Annotated in this window: 15 protein-coding genes and 1 tRNA gene; 12 read left to right on the top strand and 4 right to left on the bottom strand. The window is 62.7% G+C overall.

The annotated features are described in order from the left end of the window. Positions 1 to 19: 19 nt before the first annotated feature. Both AC1DWF_RS25135 and AC1DWF_RS25130 read right to left on the bottom strand, forming a co-directional pair. Positions 20 to 316, bottom strand: a complete 297-nt coding sequence (locus AC1DWF_RS25135; RefSeq protein ID WP_476789082.1) for a hypothetical protein — start codon at positions 314 to 316, stop codon at positions 20 to 22. Between the two features lie 338 nt (positions 317 to 654). Beyond that, positions 655 to 744: transfer RNA gene (locus tag AC1DWF_RS25130), tRNA-Ser, on the bottom strand. Between the two features lie 374 nt (positions 745 to 1,118). On the opposite strand from AC1DWF_RS25130, the gene AC1DWF_RS25125 reads away from it, so the two are divergent. The 5 genes from AC1DWF_RS25125 to AC1DWF_RS25105 all read left to right on the top strand — a co-directional run bounded on the left by AC1DWF_RS25125 (position 1,119) and on the right by AC1DWF_RS25105 (position 4,593). Next, positions 1,119 to 1,811, top strand: a complete 693-nt coding sequence (locus AC1DWF_RS25125; RefSeq protein WP_476842172.1) for a hypothetical protein — start codon at positions 1,119 to 1,121, stop codon at positions 1,809 to 1,811. A gap of 91 nt (positions 1,812 to 1,902) precedes the next feature. Continuing rightward, the gene (locus tag AC1DWF_RS25120; protein ID WP_476784105.1) at positions 1,903 to 2,223 is read left to right on the top strand and encodes a hypothetical protein; all 321 of its coding nucleotides are present in this window, start codon (positions 1,903 to 1,905) and stop codon (positions 2,221 to 2,223) included. 62 nt (positions 2,224 to 2,285) lie between these two features. Next, positions 2,286 to 2,951, top strand: a complete 666-nt coding sequence (gene msrA, locus AC1DWF_RS25115; protein ID WP_476784104.1) for a peptide-methionine (S)-S-oxide reductase MsrA — start codon at positions 2,286 to 2,288, stop codon at positions 2,949 to 2,951. Between the two features lie 197 nt (positions 2,952 to 3,148). After that, positions 3,149 to 4,138, top strand: coding sequence for a BMP family lipoprotein (locus AC1DWF_RS25110; RefSeq protein WP_476784103.1), 990 nt, complete (start codon positions 3,149 to 3,151; stop codon positions 4,136 to 4,138). Between the two features lie 83 nt (positions 4,139 to 4,221). Beyond that, positions 4,222 to 4,593 carry a VOC family protein gene (locus AC1DWF_RS25105; protein WP_476842171.1) on the top strand — a complete coding sequence of 124 codons (372 nt, stop codon included), beginning with the start codon at positions 4,222 to 4,224 and terminating at the stop codon, positions 4,591 to 4,593. Positions 4,594 to 4,615: 22 nt separating this feature from the next. On the opposite strand, the gene AC1DWF_RS25100 is transcribed toward AC1DWF_RS25105, so the two are convergent. Continuing rightward, a complete protein-coding gene (locus tag AC1DWF_RS25100) occupies positions 4,616 to 4,825 on the bottom strand; it encodes a SlyX family protein (protein ID WP_476784101.1) in 210 nt (69 codons plus the stop codon). A gap of 158 nt (positions 4,826 to 4,983) precedes the next feature. Between AC1DWF_RS25100 and AC1DWF_RS25095 the strand changes: the two genes are divergently transcribed. The 6 genes from AC1DWF_RS25095 to deoA are packed head-to-tail and all read left to right on the top strand — an operon-like array spanning position 4,984 to position 11,180. Further along, positions 4,984 to 6,516, top strand: coding sequence for an ABC transporter ATP-binding protein (locus tag AC1DWF_RS25095; RefSeq protein ID WP_476842170.1), 1,533 nt, complete (start codon positions 4,984 to 4,986; stop codon positions 6,514 to 6,516). Beyond that, entirely contained in the window at positions 6,513 to 7,655 is a 1,143-nt protein-coding gene (locus tag AC1DWF_RS25090) for an ABC transporter permease (protein WP_476842169.1), read from the top strand. Before AC1DWF_RS25095 ends, AC1DWF_RS25090 begins: the two co-directional genes overlap by 4 nt. A gap of 1 nt (position 7,656) precedes the next feature. Next, on the top strand, positions 7,657 to 8,628 hold the full coding sequence (locus AC1DWF_RS25085; protein ID WP_476784098.1) for an ABC transporter permease: 972 nt from the start codon (positions 7,657 to 7,659) through the stop codon (positions 8,626 to 8,628). Positions 8,629 to 8,630: 2 nt separating this feature from the next. Next, positions 8,631 to 9,023 (top strand): cytidine deaminase, encoded by a 393-nt coding sequence (gene cdd / locus AC1DWF_RS25080; protein ID WP_476784097.1) that lies wholly within the window; start codon positions 8,631 to 8,633, stop codon positions 9,021 to 9,023. Next, positions 9,020 to 9,826 (top strand): purine-nucleoside phosphorylase, encoded by an 807-nt coding sequence (locus tag AC1DWF_RS25075; RefSeq protein WP_476784096.1) that lies wholly within the window; start codon positions 9,020 to 9,022, stop codon positions 9,824 to 9,826. The genes cdd and AC1DWF_RS25075 overlap by 4 nt, the downstream gene beginning before the upstream one ends. A 34-nt stretch (positions 9,827 to 9,860) precedes the next feature. Then, on the top strand, positions 9,861 to 11,180 hold the full coding sequence (gene deoA, locus AC1DWF_RS25070; RefSeq protein ID WP_476789084.1) for a thymidine phosphorylase: 1,320 nt from the start codon (positions 9,861 to 9,863) through the stop codon (positions 11,178 to 11,180). 31 nt (positions 11,181 to 11,211) lie between these two features. Here deoA and AC1DWF_RS25065 read toward each other — a convergent pair whose 3' ends face one another. Continuing rightward, complete coding sequence (locus tag AC1DWF_RS25065) at positions 11,212 to 12,426, bottom strand: MFS transporter (RefSeq protein WP_476842168.1); 1,215 nt, start codon at positions 12,424 to 12,426, stop codon at positions 11,212 to 11,214. A 71-nt stretch (positions 12,427 to 12,497) separates the two neighbouring features. On the opposite strand from AC1DWF_RS25065, the gene AC1DWF_RS25060 reads away from it, so the two are divergent. After that, on the top strand, positions 12,498 to 13,443 hold a 946-nt coding region (locus AC1DWF_RS25060; protein ID WP_476842167.1), incomplete at its 3' end, for an AraC family transcriptional regulator.

Below are 13,443 nucleotides of genomic sequence, written 5' to 3'. Positions count from 1 at the left end.
CTCCTTGGTGTGATTTACCCTAAGCTATAGGTGCCATTTCGCCGTCTTCATGATGCAGCCAGGTTGGTAAAAAATCGTTCGATTGCATCCAGTCGCAAATGATGTCGCCTATCAATTCAGCTCTGGTCATGCCAACTTCAATTGCAAGTGACGTCACTGCGTGATCTACATTCGGATCGATTTCTATTCCTTCCTTGTTGCGAAGCCTGATCGCTGCACGTAGTAACAGTGCCCTCAATGTCTCGGGAGGTGTACTGTTGATTGTTTTGGCGGTTGTCTCCAATATTTCGACGAACGTCTGACGTTGTGCCAGCATCTCACCGTGCCCCACATCCAGCCCTAATTGGCAGCGTACCAAACTTTGGCCTCTGCTCAATAATTTACATTAGAGATGATTAATGCAGCCTTCAGGAAGCCGGCCTCAGTTCGTCGCTGGGAGGCCCGTCGAGGGGGCAATCAAACGAGCTCCGGGGTCGACGATTGAACCGCACTCTCGTCCTGAACCAGCCATGGCGGCAGGGCAAATGAAGTGCATGCAGCTCAATTGAGCCAAGGGGGAAACCGGGGAGCGTCAGCGCGGCGACACCGCTTGACAGGCTGTCGCGGATCGCAACCGAAGCAGCGTCAAGCGCGCAGCGAACGCCGACTAGGATATGGCGGAGAGAGCGGGATTCGAACCCGCGATACGGTTCCCCGTATACACACTTTCCAGGCGTGCGCCTTCAACCACTCGGCCACCTCTCCGCATACGCGCCTTGCGCCGGCCGGTTTAGCCGGGCTGGTTGGGAGTGCGCGCATCTCCTGGGCGTTGGTTTGCGGCTCGAAAGGAGCCGGCAATCGGGTGCGGTCAACCTGCCGCCACCCATCCGCCTGCCTCCGAACACGCTCTCGCGCATCCGGCTGCCGGGCTCATCTAGTCGATCCTGCGGCACTTGCCAAGCGCTGACGTGGCAAATCTTGCAGCGGGCGTCGGCCTTGCCGGCAAAATACGCAATGCGCGTCCCTTGTTGCTGTCAACCGTGGAAATCGAACGGCATATTCCGTGGCTTCCTTGTCTTGCGACGCTGCTTTGCCGCAAACTGGAATGGCGCGTGGGGCGCGCTGTTTTGGGGGATTCGATGCCAGCGCAAATGCAATCGAACGCCAGGGGCGTCTTGGGCTGGCTGCCCGTGTTTTGGCTTTGCCTTGTCATGGCGCTCAGCGCGCGCGGTTTCGACCAGAGCCTTGCCGTCATGCAAGGGTTTTCCCTGCCGGACGCCGCCCTCTACCTGGTCTATGCCTCGATGATCGTGGCTGTGGTGACGATCGCCTGGGGCTTGTATCTGCTCAGCCTCGCCTACAGCCGCTCGCAGCGTTTTCCGCGCAATTTCACCTTCTGGCAATTGGCCATCATCGCCTTCCTTGTCGCCAAGCAGGTCTATATTCTTGTCGCCCCGGATTTCGCCTTCTCGATCGAGGGACTTGCATGGGATGGTGGCGAGATCGCGATTGGCCTCTTCCTCATCTTTCTGGTCGGCCGAACGCATCGGGCGCGGGCCGTGTTCAGCAATGACGAACGCGCTCGTCCCGGCCTGCTGATTTCGCTCTTTGCGGCGCTTGTCGGCGTCATCGTCGGCGGGGCGGTGGGCGCGGGTGTCGGGCTTGCGGCCGGCAGCGGCATTTCCGAGGCGACCGACATGAGCTGCTTTGAAGGCGCCYGCGGCTACTTCGTGGTGCTGGTCGGCCTTGCCGGCATGCTGGTCGGGGCGATCGGCGGCGGCATCTTCGCTGTCTGGCGCGTAAATCGCCGCAAGCCGAAGCCTGCAGTTTGAGCCATTTGCCTGTCAATTCGGCGTGTCCATGATTGCGCTGGCACGCCACCCATCCTATTTCTCGCTTTGAAACCGATATCCAGGACCGCTGATGATCCGCTTCGTGTTCCGTCTCGCCGCTGCGATCGCACTTTCGGTGGCCGTCATCATGGCGGTGCTCGATGCCACGCGCACTGTCGCGGTGTCGCGTCTGGTGATGACACCGCTCGACACCAGCTGGTCGACGGCCTCGCCGACTACGCTTGCCGCAACCGAGACATTTGTCAGCGACAAAGCGAGCCCAGCACTTTGGGACAGTGTCATCATGCCGGTGCTCAATTTGCCGGGCTTTGCGATCTTCGCGGCCCTTGCTTTTCTGCTTTACGCCATAGGCCACAGGCGGCGTCCGGGCCGCTTCACTGCCGAAGTGTGAGCGCCAGCGTCGACGCTGCGGCACGATACAGATTCGGTGAAACAAAAAAGGGAGCATGCGAGATGTTTTTCCTGAGCGACATGCTGAACAAAAAGCTCAAGATGCCAGCCCCCAGCGAAGCGCTGCCCGGCCGTGAGCGGCCGATCCCGACCGCTTCGAAACATTACGTGTCGAAGCGCCCGCTCAAGGGGCCGTACCCTGAAGGGTTCGAGACGGCGATGTTCGGCCTCGGCTGCTTCTGGGGTGCCGAGCGGCTGTTCTGGCAGACGCCGGGCGTATGGGTCACGGCTGTCGGCTATGCCGGCGGCCTCACGCCCAACCCGACTTACCAGGAGACCTGCACAGGGCTGACCGGCCATGCCGAGGTGGTGTTGGTGGTGTTCGACCCGAAAGAGGTTTCGTATGCCCAATTGCTGAAGATCTTTTGGGAGGCGCATGATCCGACGCAAGGCATGCGCCAGGGCAACGACGTCGGCACAACCTATCGTTCGGCGATCTACACGTTCTCGCAAGACCAGCAGGCGGAGGCGGTCGCCTCGCGCGATGCCTATCAGGCGGCCCTCAAGGGTGCCGGCCGCGAAAGGATCACCACCGAGATCGAACCAGCGCCCGAGTTCTATTTCGCCGAAGAAGACCACCAGCAATATCTGGCCAAGAATCCCTATGGCTATTGTGGCCTCAAGGGCACTGGCGTTGCTTGCGCAATCCCCCAGCAGGCCACCGTTTAGGCATTCGTTTCACGATCCATTTGCAACGCCTGTGCATTTTTCCAAAAGGTCAAGATTCCGCGTGAATTTTGTCTTGGACCGTGCAAGATATGCCGATGCGCGGGGGGAATTTAGACTCTGCCATGTGCTGTGCGCGAGCCCGAGGAACGGCTTGCGCGGCAATCGCAAGAAAAGACAACCGACAGGGTGTGGATCACATGAAACGTATCGTTCTCGGCCTTCTGGCGGCCACCGCCATGTGCCTTCCGGCGCTTGCAGCTGACGTTCAGCCAGCGCTGCTCTACGATCTCGGTGGCAAGTTCGACAAGTCGTTCAACGAAGCGTCCTTCAACGGCGCCGAGAAGTTCAAGGCGGAGACCGGCATTCCTTATGTCGAGTTCGAAGTCTCCAACGCCTCGCAGCGCGATCAGGCGCTGCGCCGCTTCGCCGAGGATGGCCGCAACCCGATCGTCATGGCCGGCTTCGCCTGGTCCGAAGCACTCGACAAGGTCGCGGTCGACTATCCGGACCTCAAGTTCGCCATCATCGACATGGTCGTCGAAAAGCCCAATGTGAAGTCGATCGTGTTCAAGGAACATGAGGGCTCCTACCTTGTCGGCGTCATGGCCGCTCTCGCTTCCAAGTCCAAGAAGGTCGGCTTTGTCGGCGGCATGGACGTTCCGCTGATCCGCAAGTTCGGCTGCGGTTATGTCGGCGGTGCCAAGGCAGCCGGTGCGACCGAAGTCATCCAGAACATGACCGGCGACACCCCTGCCGCCTGGAACGACCCGACCAAGGGCGGCGAAATCACCAAGACCCAGATCTCGCAGGGCGCGGACGTCATCTACGCCGCGGCCGGCGGCACCGGTGTCGGCGTGCTCCAGGCTGCCGCCGATGGCGGCAAGCTCGGCATCGGCGTTGATTCCAACCAGAACGGCCTGCAGCCGGGCAAGGTGCTGACCTCGATGCTCAAGCGCGTCGATGTCGCCGTCTACAACGCCTTCATGGATGCCAAGAACGACAAGTTCGAAGGCGGCATCAACAATCTCGGCCTCAAGGAAGGTGGCGTCGACTACGCCATGGACGACAACAATAAGGCGCTCGTCACCGACGAGATGAAGGCTGCCGTCGAAAAGGCCAAGGCCGACATCATCGCCGGTACCGTCCAGGTGCACGACTACACCTCGGACGACAAGTGCCCCTATTGATCGGTTAGTCCGATCGAAATCCACGCCGCCGGGCATCGTCCGGCGGCGTGATCATTGTGGCCCTGTCTTTGGGACGGCAGTCGATGTTCACCGTGACCGGAATTGGCGGCTTCTTCTTTCGCGCCAAGGACCCCCAAGCGCTCGCTGYCTGGTACGAAAAGCACCTCGGCATCTCGGACATTGCGCGTGAGGTCTGGAAACAACAGGCGGGGCCGACGATCCTCGCGCCCTTCAGCCAGGACACCGAGTACTTCGGCCGCCCGGAGCAGCAATGGTTGATCAATCTGCGTGTCGATGACCTCGACGCTGCGATGTCGGACCTGAGGGCAGCCGGAATCGCGGTGGAGACGCGAGCGGAATGGGACTCGGAGGTCGGCCGGTTTTGTCGGATCCACGATCCCGAGGGCAATCCGATCGAACTGTGGCAGCCATCCGACGCGGCCGGTCCGGCTTGAACCTTGGCAGCGAAAGCTGGATTCACCAGTGGGGCGGCTTGGTCACCGGGGTGTCGGGCGCCGACTGCTCTTCGAGCGCGAGAAACCGCTCGGCAAGCGCGTCGAGCTTCTTTTGCATGCGGTCGATCACCTTCCACTGTTCGGCGATCTGGCCGGAAAGCTCCTCGATCGTATGCTCCTGTTCGGCGGCGCGGATTTCGAGCGTCGTCAGCCGGTCCTGGGGGGTTGTCATGGGCGATCCTCTTCGGTCCGGACTTTCGGGGCGTTTCGCGGGCGTATCCGCCAATTGTCGGGGGCCGTTGGCCGAGCCGATTGGCAGGGCAGTATGGGCGTGCTAGCTCTTTCGGCAAGCCATAACAAGAACATAAGAAACCTGAGGTGAACGGTCGCATGGCGGAAATGGCTATCGAACTGATCGGCATCAACAAGAGCTTTGGTGCGGTCCGCGCCAACCGCGACATCGCGCTCGAAATCCCGCGCGGCACGATCCACGGCATCATCGGCGAAAACGGCGCAGGCAAGTCGACGCTGATGTCGATCCTCTACGGCTTCTACCAGGCCGACAGCGGCGAAATCCGGGTCAACGGCAAGCCGACCGCAATCAAGACGCCGAACGATGCCATCGCCGCCGGCATCGGCATGGTCCATCAGCACTTCATGCTGGTCGAGAATTTCTCGGTTCTGGAAAACATTATCCTCGGTGCCGAGGGCGAGGCCCTGCTCAAGAAATCGATCGCCAAGGCGCGTTCGGAGCTTCGTCGCCTGGAGCAGGAATACGGTCTCGAGGTCGATCCCGATGCGCTCATCGAAGAGCTGCCTGTCGGCCTGCAGCAGCGCGTCGAAATCCTCAAGGCGCTTTATCGCGGCGCCGAGATCCTGATCCTTGACGAGCCGACCGGCGTGCTGACGCCGGCCGAGGCTGATCACTTGTTCCGCATCCTCAAGCAGCTCAAGGACCAGGGCAAGACGGTGGTGCTGATCACCCACAAGCTGCGCGAGATCATGGCGATCACCGACAATGTTTCGGTCATGCGCCAGGGCACGATGGTCGCGACGCGCAAGACCAGCGAGACAACTGTCGAGGAACTGGCCGAGCTGATGGTCGGCCGCCGCGTGCTGTTGCGCGTCGAAAAGGGCGAGGCAAATCCCGGCGACGTCAAGCTGATGGTCAAGAACTTGACGGTCAAGGATTCGCGCGGCGTCACCATGGTCGACAACGTGTCGCTCGACGTGCGCGCCGGCGAGATCGTCGGCATCGCCGGTGTCGCCGGCAATGGCCAGTCCGAACTGATGGAAGCCGTCTCCGGCATCCGCAAGGCGGTCTCCGGTACGGTCATGCTCGACGGCAAGCCGATCGACCTGACCGGCCAGGCCGACCCCGGCGAACTGCGCGACCGTGGCCTCGCTCACGTGCCCGAGGATCGGCATCACGTCGGTCTGGTCCTCTCCTTTGACGAAAGCGAGAACTCGATCCTCGGCTATCACGACAAGCCGCAATATCTGAAAGGCCCGTTCCTCAATCTCGACGCGATCCAGAAGGACGCGCAGCAAAAGATCGAGAAATACGATATCCGCCCGGCCAATCYCCGGCTCAAGACGGCCAATTTTTCCGGCGGCAACCAGCAGAAGATTGTGCTCGCCCGCGAAATCGAGCAGGACCCCGGCGTGCTGATCGTCGGCCAGCCGACCCGCGGCGTCGACGTCGGCGCCATCGAATTCATCCACAAGCGCCTGATCGCCATGCGCGACCAGGGCAAGGCCGTGCTCTTGATCTCGGTCGAGCTCGACGAGATCCGCTCGCTGTCCGACCGCATCCTGGTGATGTTCGCCGGCCGCATCGTCGGCGAGCGCGGGCCAGAAACCAGCGAAGGCGAGCTTGGTCTGCTGATGGCCGGCGTCGAGCACAAGGAAGCCGCCGAATGAGTGTGCCCTACGCAAAACTGCCGGCCTGGGCCGACTACGGGCTCATTCCCCTCATCAACCTGCTGGTCGCCTTTGCGGTGGCGGGCCTCGTCGTGCTGCTCGTCGGCGAAAACCCGCTGCGCGCCGCCGTCATCCTCGTCGAGGGCGCTTTCGGCAGCGGGCAGGGCATCGCCTACACGCTGTACTACGCCACCAACTTCATCTTCACCGGCCTTGCCGTGGCTGTCGCCTTCCATTGCGGCCTGTTCAACATTGGCGGCGAGGGTCAGGCCTACATCGCCGGCCTTGGCATCGCCATCGTCGCCTTGTCTTTCGACAGCACACTGCCCTGGTGGCTGGTGTTTCCGCTGGCGATCGTGGCCTCGGCGCTGTTTGGCGGCCTGTGGGCGCTGATCCCGGCCTATCTCCAGGCCAAGCGCGGCTCGCATATCGTCATCACCACCATCATGTTCAACTTCATCGCTGCCAGCGTGATGGTCTACATGCTGGTCAACGTGCTGAAGCCGCTGGGCTCGATGGCACCGCAGACGCGCCAGTTCCTCGAAGGGGGCCAATTGCCCAAGCTCGGCTGGCTTTTGGCCGAATTCGGCCTCAAGGTCAGGCCATCGGCGCCGCTCAACATCTCGTTCCTGCTCGCCCTGGTAATGGCCTTCCTTGTCTGGGTGCTGATCTGGCGCACCAAGCTCGGCTACGAGATTCGCACCTATGGCTTCAGCTCAAAGGCCGCGCGTTACGCTGGCATCTCGGAAACGCGCATCATCATCGTCACCATGGTCATCTCAGGCGCGCTCGCCGGCATGATGGCGCTCAACCCGATCATGGGCGACCAGCACAACGTGCCGCTGGATTTCGTCTCCGGCGCCGGTTTCRTCGGCATCGCTGTAGCTCTGATGGGCCGTTCGCATCCGGCCGGCATCGTGCCGGCGGCGATCCTGTTTGGCATGCTCTATCAGGGTGGCGCTGAACTCGCCTTCGAGATGCCCAACATCTCCCGCGACATGATCGTCATCATCCAAGGCCTGGTCATCCTGTTCGCCGGTGCGCTGGAGAACATGTTCCGCCCGACCATCCAGGGCATTTTCGCGAGCTTCAGTCCGCGATCGGTCGGAATTTCGGCGACCAAAGGGGAGCGTGCCTGAAATGGAATTCGTTGACGCGCTCATCAACATCCTGAATTCGACCATCCGCGTTTCGGTGCCGCTGCTGCTCGCTTGCCTCGCCGGCCTCTATTCCGAACGCGCCGGCGTCTTTGACATCGGGCTTGAAGGCAAGATGCTGGCCGGCGCCTTTGCCGGGGCTGCTGCGGCTGCGGTCTTTGCTTCGGCGTGGATCGGCCTGCTCGTTGCGGTTCTTGTATCGATCGGCATGGCGCTGGTTCACGGCTTTGCCTCGATCACCCACCGCGGCAACCAGATCGTCTCGGGCGTGGCGATCAACTTCATCGCCGCCGGCTCGACCATCATCCTTGGCCAGGCCTGGTTCCAGCAGGGCGGACGCACGCCGTCGCTGCCACCGGAGGCTCGCTTCGGCGCCATCAATCTGCCCGGCGCCGATGCGTTGCGCGATGTGCCTGTCATCGGCCAGCTCTATTCCGGCCTGCTGTCGGGCCATTCGCTGTTGACCTATGTCGCCTTCCTCGCCGTGCCCTTCACCTGGTGGGTGCTGTTTCGCACGCGCTTTGGCCTGCGCCTGCGCGCCGTCGGCGAAAACCCGGCAGCTGTCGATACCGCCGGCATCTCGGTCGCCTGGCTGCGCTATCGCGCCGTCATCTGCACCGGTATCCTGACCGGCCTTGCCGGTTCCTACATGGCGCTCGCCCAGAATGCCGGCTTCGTCAAGGACATGACCGCCGGGCGTGGCTACATCGCGCTGGCCGCACTGATCTTCGCCAAGTGGAAGCCGGTGCCGGCAATGTTTGCCTGCCTTTTGTTCGGCTTCCTCGACGCGCTGTCGATCCGCCTGCAGGGCACGCCGCTGCCGCTCATCGGCAAGGTGCCGGTGCAGCTGATGCAGGCATTGCCCTACATCCTCACCGTCATCCTGCTCGCCGGCTTCATCGGCAAGGCCATTCCGCCGCGTGCCGGTGGCGTGCCTTATGTGAAGGAGCGCTGATTTTGTCACACGACCTATTCCTTGCCGCCCGCACCGCCATGGCCAAGGCCTACGCGCCCTATTCGAAATTTCCTGTCGGCGCGGCGCTGCGCACCGAAGACGGCCGGGTCTTTGCCGGCGCCAATATCGAGGTCGCGTCTTATCCGGAAGGCTGGTGTGCCGAGACCACGGCACTCGGGCACTACATCATGGCTGGCGGTGGCAAGATCACTGAAATTGCCGTGGTCGCCGAACGCATGGCCCGCATCACGCCCTGTGGCGGCTGCCGCCAGCGTCTCGCCGAGTTCGCCAACGCAGACACCAAGCTCTATCTCTGCGACGACGCGGGTATCGTTGAAACGGTGACCATGGGCCAGATGCTGCCTTATGGCTTTGAAGGCGAGATGCTCAAATGAAGGAAGCCGTTGACCGCCTCGTCGAGCAGCTTGACGGGCTCACACCCGCCACCGCCATGGTGCTGGGCTCCGGTCTCGGCGGCCTCGTCGACGAAGTCGAAGACGCCATTCGCATTCCTTATGCCGCCTTGCCCGGTTTCCCCAGAAGCGGTGTCACCGGCCATGCCGGCGAGCTTGTGGCCGGCATCTTCGGTGGCCAGCCGGTGATCATGATGGCCGGCCGCGCCCACTACTACGAGCAGGGCGATGCGTCGGCCATGCGCCCCGCACTCGAGACGCTGGCCGGTATCGGAGTCACTCAACTGGTGCTGACCAATGCCGCCGGCTCCGTCGATCCCGAGATGTTGCCCGGCTCGGTCATGCTGATCGAGGACCACATCAATTTCTCCGGGACCAATCCCCTGTTCGGCGAGCCGACCGACCGCCGTTTCGTCGGCCTGACCGAGGCTTATGACGCCCGACTGCGCAAATCGTTCGAGGCGGCGGCAGCCGCCGCCGGCATCGAGTTGCACAAGGGCGTCTACATGTGGTTCTCGGGCCCTTCCTTCGAGACCCCGGCCGAGATCCGCATGGCGCGCATGTTCGGTGCCAATGCGGTTGGCATGTCGACGGTGCCCGAAGCGATCATCGCGCGGTTTCTCGGCCTCAAGGTGCTCGCCTGCTCGGTCATCACCAACCTTGCCGCCGGCATGACGGGAGCTGAGCTTTCGCACCGCGAGACCAAAGACATGGCGCCCATCGGCGGCGGACGCCTGGCCACGGTGCTGCGCAAGATGTTCGAGAAGGGCATGCATGATGAGTGAGGCAAAGGCGGGACATAGGGCGAGCGCCCTCTAGATGCTCCCCCAGGAAATCATCCGCCGCAAGCGCGACGGCAAGCCGCTCGGCTCCGAGGAAATCGCCGCTTTCGTCAAGGGCATCACCAAGGGCACGGTTTCCGAAGGCCAGATCGCTGCCTTCGGCATGGCGATCTTCTTCAACGGCATGAAGCGCAACGAAGCAGTGGCACTGACCCTTGCCATGCGCGATTCAGGCGACGTGCTCGACTGGTCGGATCTGCCTGGGCCGGTTACCGACAAACATTCCACCGGTGGCGTCGGCGATAACGTCTCGTTGATGCTTGCACCCATCGTTGCCGCTTGCGGCGCCTACGTGCCGATGATTTCAGGGCGCGGCCTTGGCCACACTGGCGGTACGCTCGACAAGATGGATTCGATCCCGGGTTATGCCAGCCAGCCCGATCTTGCGCTGTTCAGGCGCACCGTGCGCGAGACGGGCTGCGCCATCATCGGCCAGACCGCCGACCTGGCACCCGCCGATAAACGTTTCTATGGTGTCCGCGACGTCACCGCGACCGTCGAGTCCGTGCCGCTGATCACCGCCTCCATCCTGTCCAAGAAGCTCGCCGCCGGGCTCCAGTCACTGGTGCTCGATGTCAAGATCGGCAACGGCGCCTTCATGGAAAGCGCGCGCGACGCTTCGGCCCTCGCCACCAGCCTGGTCGAGGTCGCCAATGGTGCTGGTCTCAAGACCACCGCCCTCATCACAGGCATGAACGAGCCGCTGGCATCCGCCGCCGGCAACTCTGTCGAGGTCGCCAGCGCGGTTGATTTCCTCACCGGCCGTTTCCGCGATCCGCGCCTCGAGCAGGTCACGCTGGCGCTCGCCGCCGAGATGCTGGTCTCTGCCGGCATTGCAGCATCGAACCAGCAGGCATCGCGGCTTGCACGCGCGGCACTGGACGATGGCCGCGCCGCCGAAATCTTCGGCCGCATGGTCGCCGTGCTTGGTGGCCCGAAGGACTTTGTGTCTAGATCGGAAAAATATCTGCCCCGGGCGGATGTCGAATTGTTGGTGAAAGCGCCCCTCAGCGGCTTTGTCTCAGGCATTTCCACACGCGATATCGGCCTTGCGGTCGTCGCCCTTGGCGGCGGACGCAAGCGGCCGGAAGACAAGGTCGACCATGCCGTCGGCATCACCAGGCTCTTGCCTGTTGGCGCGGAGGCGCGGGCGGGTGAACCGCTAGCACTTGTCCATGCCCGCAACGCTTTCGACGCGGAGGCCGCCGCAGCAGTGGTACGTGCTGCCTACAGCATAGACGATGCAAAGCTGGTCGCCGCCAAGGCCATTGTCAGGCGGATTTCACCGCGCGCTTAGAAGCCGCGCGGTGAGGCTTCAATGAAGCAAACTATGCCGTGCGCTTAGGAGCGAGGCAGAAGACCGCAAGCGCTGCGAGCAACGTCGCCACACCGCTATAGACAAAGGCGCTGGCAACGCCTGAATTGTCGACCAAAAGACCGCCGAACACGGCACCCATTGCAATCGCCACCTGGAATGTAGCGACCATCAGGCCGCCGGCACTTTCCGCCTGCTCCGGCGCGGCACGCACCATCCATGTCTGTACGCCGACCGGCACCGCGCCGAAGGCAAAGCCCCAGACTGCGACCGCGATTGTCGAGACTGTAGGCGATGAGCCGTCCAACAAAAGCGCAAGCGCGGCGATCGCGATCAACAAGGGAGCGAGCGTCACGGCCGCCTTGAGGCTGCGTTCGGCCATGAAGCCGCCGGCAAAATTACCGAAGAAACCGCCGATGCCAAAGGCGAGCAGCACCAGCGAGATGGACTCGATACCGAATGCCGGCACCTGTTCCAGGAAGGCGCGGAAATAGGTGAAGCCGGCAAAGTGCCCGGAAGCGGTCAGAAGGATCACCAGCAGTCCGACCTTGATCATCGGGTTCTTCGAGACGTCCAGCAGGGCGCGGAAGCTGGCCACGCCCACGGGCGGTAGCTTGGGAAGGGTCGCAACCTGGACGATCAGCGTCACGACGCCGACCGCGGCCGCAAGCATGAAGGCGGTGCGCCAGCCCCAGACATCGCCGACATAAGCCCCGACAGGGGCCGCGCAGACGGTGGCGACGGATACGCCGGTCAGGATGATGGACATGGCGCGCGGGAAGACATCGCTCGGCACGAGCCGCATAGCGATGGCTGCCGACATGGACCAGAAGCCGCCGAGCGCTATGCCCAACACGACGCGCGCAAACAAGAGCGAGGGCAGGGACCAGGCAACGGCGGCAAGTATGCTTGAGGCAATCAGCAAGAGCGTCAGGCCCACCATGACGTGCCGGCGGTCGATACGTTTGGTGGCGATCGCCATGGTGGGCGCGGCGATCGCGGCAACGATTGCCGTCGCCGTCACCGCCTGCCCGGCGGTGCCTTCGCTTATGCGGAGATCCTGCGCCAGCGGGGTCAGCAGGCTTGCCGGCAGAAATTCCGCCGTGACCAGTCCGAACACGCYGAGCGCAAGGGAGACGACTGCCCCCCATGCCGGGTCGGATCGTTCCTGGGGTGTCGAGGGGGCGAGCGAAACGCCGTCCATTACGGCTGTCGCAGGTTCGATCATGGTCAGTCTCCGATTGAATGCAGTGCAAGGTGGGAGTGACCGTCTGGAGTTTCCATGCTAGAAACCCCGCCATGAATGATCATTCGTCCAAATTTCCAATTGCCGGTGATCCGCTGACCAACATCCTGCGCGGCTTGCGCCTCGACGGCGTCGAATACGGTCGCTGGGAACTGAAAGAGCCGTGGAACATCGAATTCCCGGCCCAGGCCACGGCGCGTTTCTACTTCGTCAGCCAGAAGGCCTGCTGGCTCCAGCAGCCGTCGGGCGAATGGGTGGAACTCAAATGCGGCGACGCCGTGCTCCTGCCGCGCGGCGTTGCCCATGCGCTTGCGAGCGAACCGGGAGCCAGATCGTCKCCGATCAACGGCTACGAGATCCACGAGATCTGCAAGAACGTCTTTTGCCTGTCGACCGAGGGCTGCCAGCCGGGCACTTTGCTCTTCTGCGGCAGTATGTATTTCAACCTTGATGGTCTCCACCCGCTGCTCGGCATGATGCCCGACGTCATGCGCACCACCGAGCTCGAGACCCATGACCCAGGCATCACGCATCTGCTTGAAACCATGGCGCGCGAGGTCAAGCTCGAGCGCGTCGGCTCCGGCGGCATCGTCGCCCGTCTTGCCGACGTGCTCGCCGCCATCATCATTCGCTCATGGGTCGAGCGTGGCTGTGGCAATTCGAGCGGCTGGATTGCCGCCGTCAGGGATCCCAAGGTCGGCAAGGTCCTGGCCGCGATCCACCTCGAACCGAGCCGAGACTGGTCGGTGGAGGCTCTGGCGCGGATGATGGGCGTCTCCCGCTCGGGCTTCGCCGAGCGCTTTGCTTCCGTTGTCGGCGAAACGCCGGCGAGATATGTCACACAGGTCAGGATGCACCAGGCGCGACAGTGGCTTGTCCGTGATCGCTTGAGGATTTCAGTCGTTGCCTCGCGGCTGGGCTACGATTCGGAAGCCGCTTTCAGCCGTGCCTTCAAACGCGTCATCGGCCAACCGCCCGGTCATTTCAGGACAGTGGACC

The organism is Aminobacter sp. P4_D5 (genome assembly GCF_056401815.1).
Note: the sequence above shows the minus strand (reverse complement) of the source record. Positions and strands in the feature narration are given on the sequence as shown.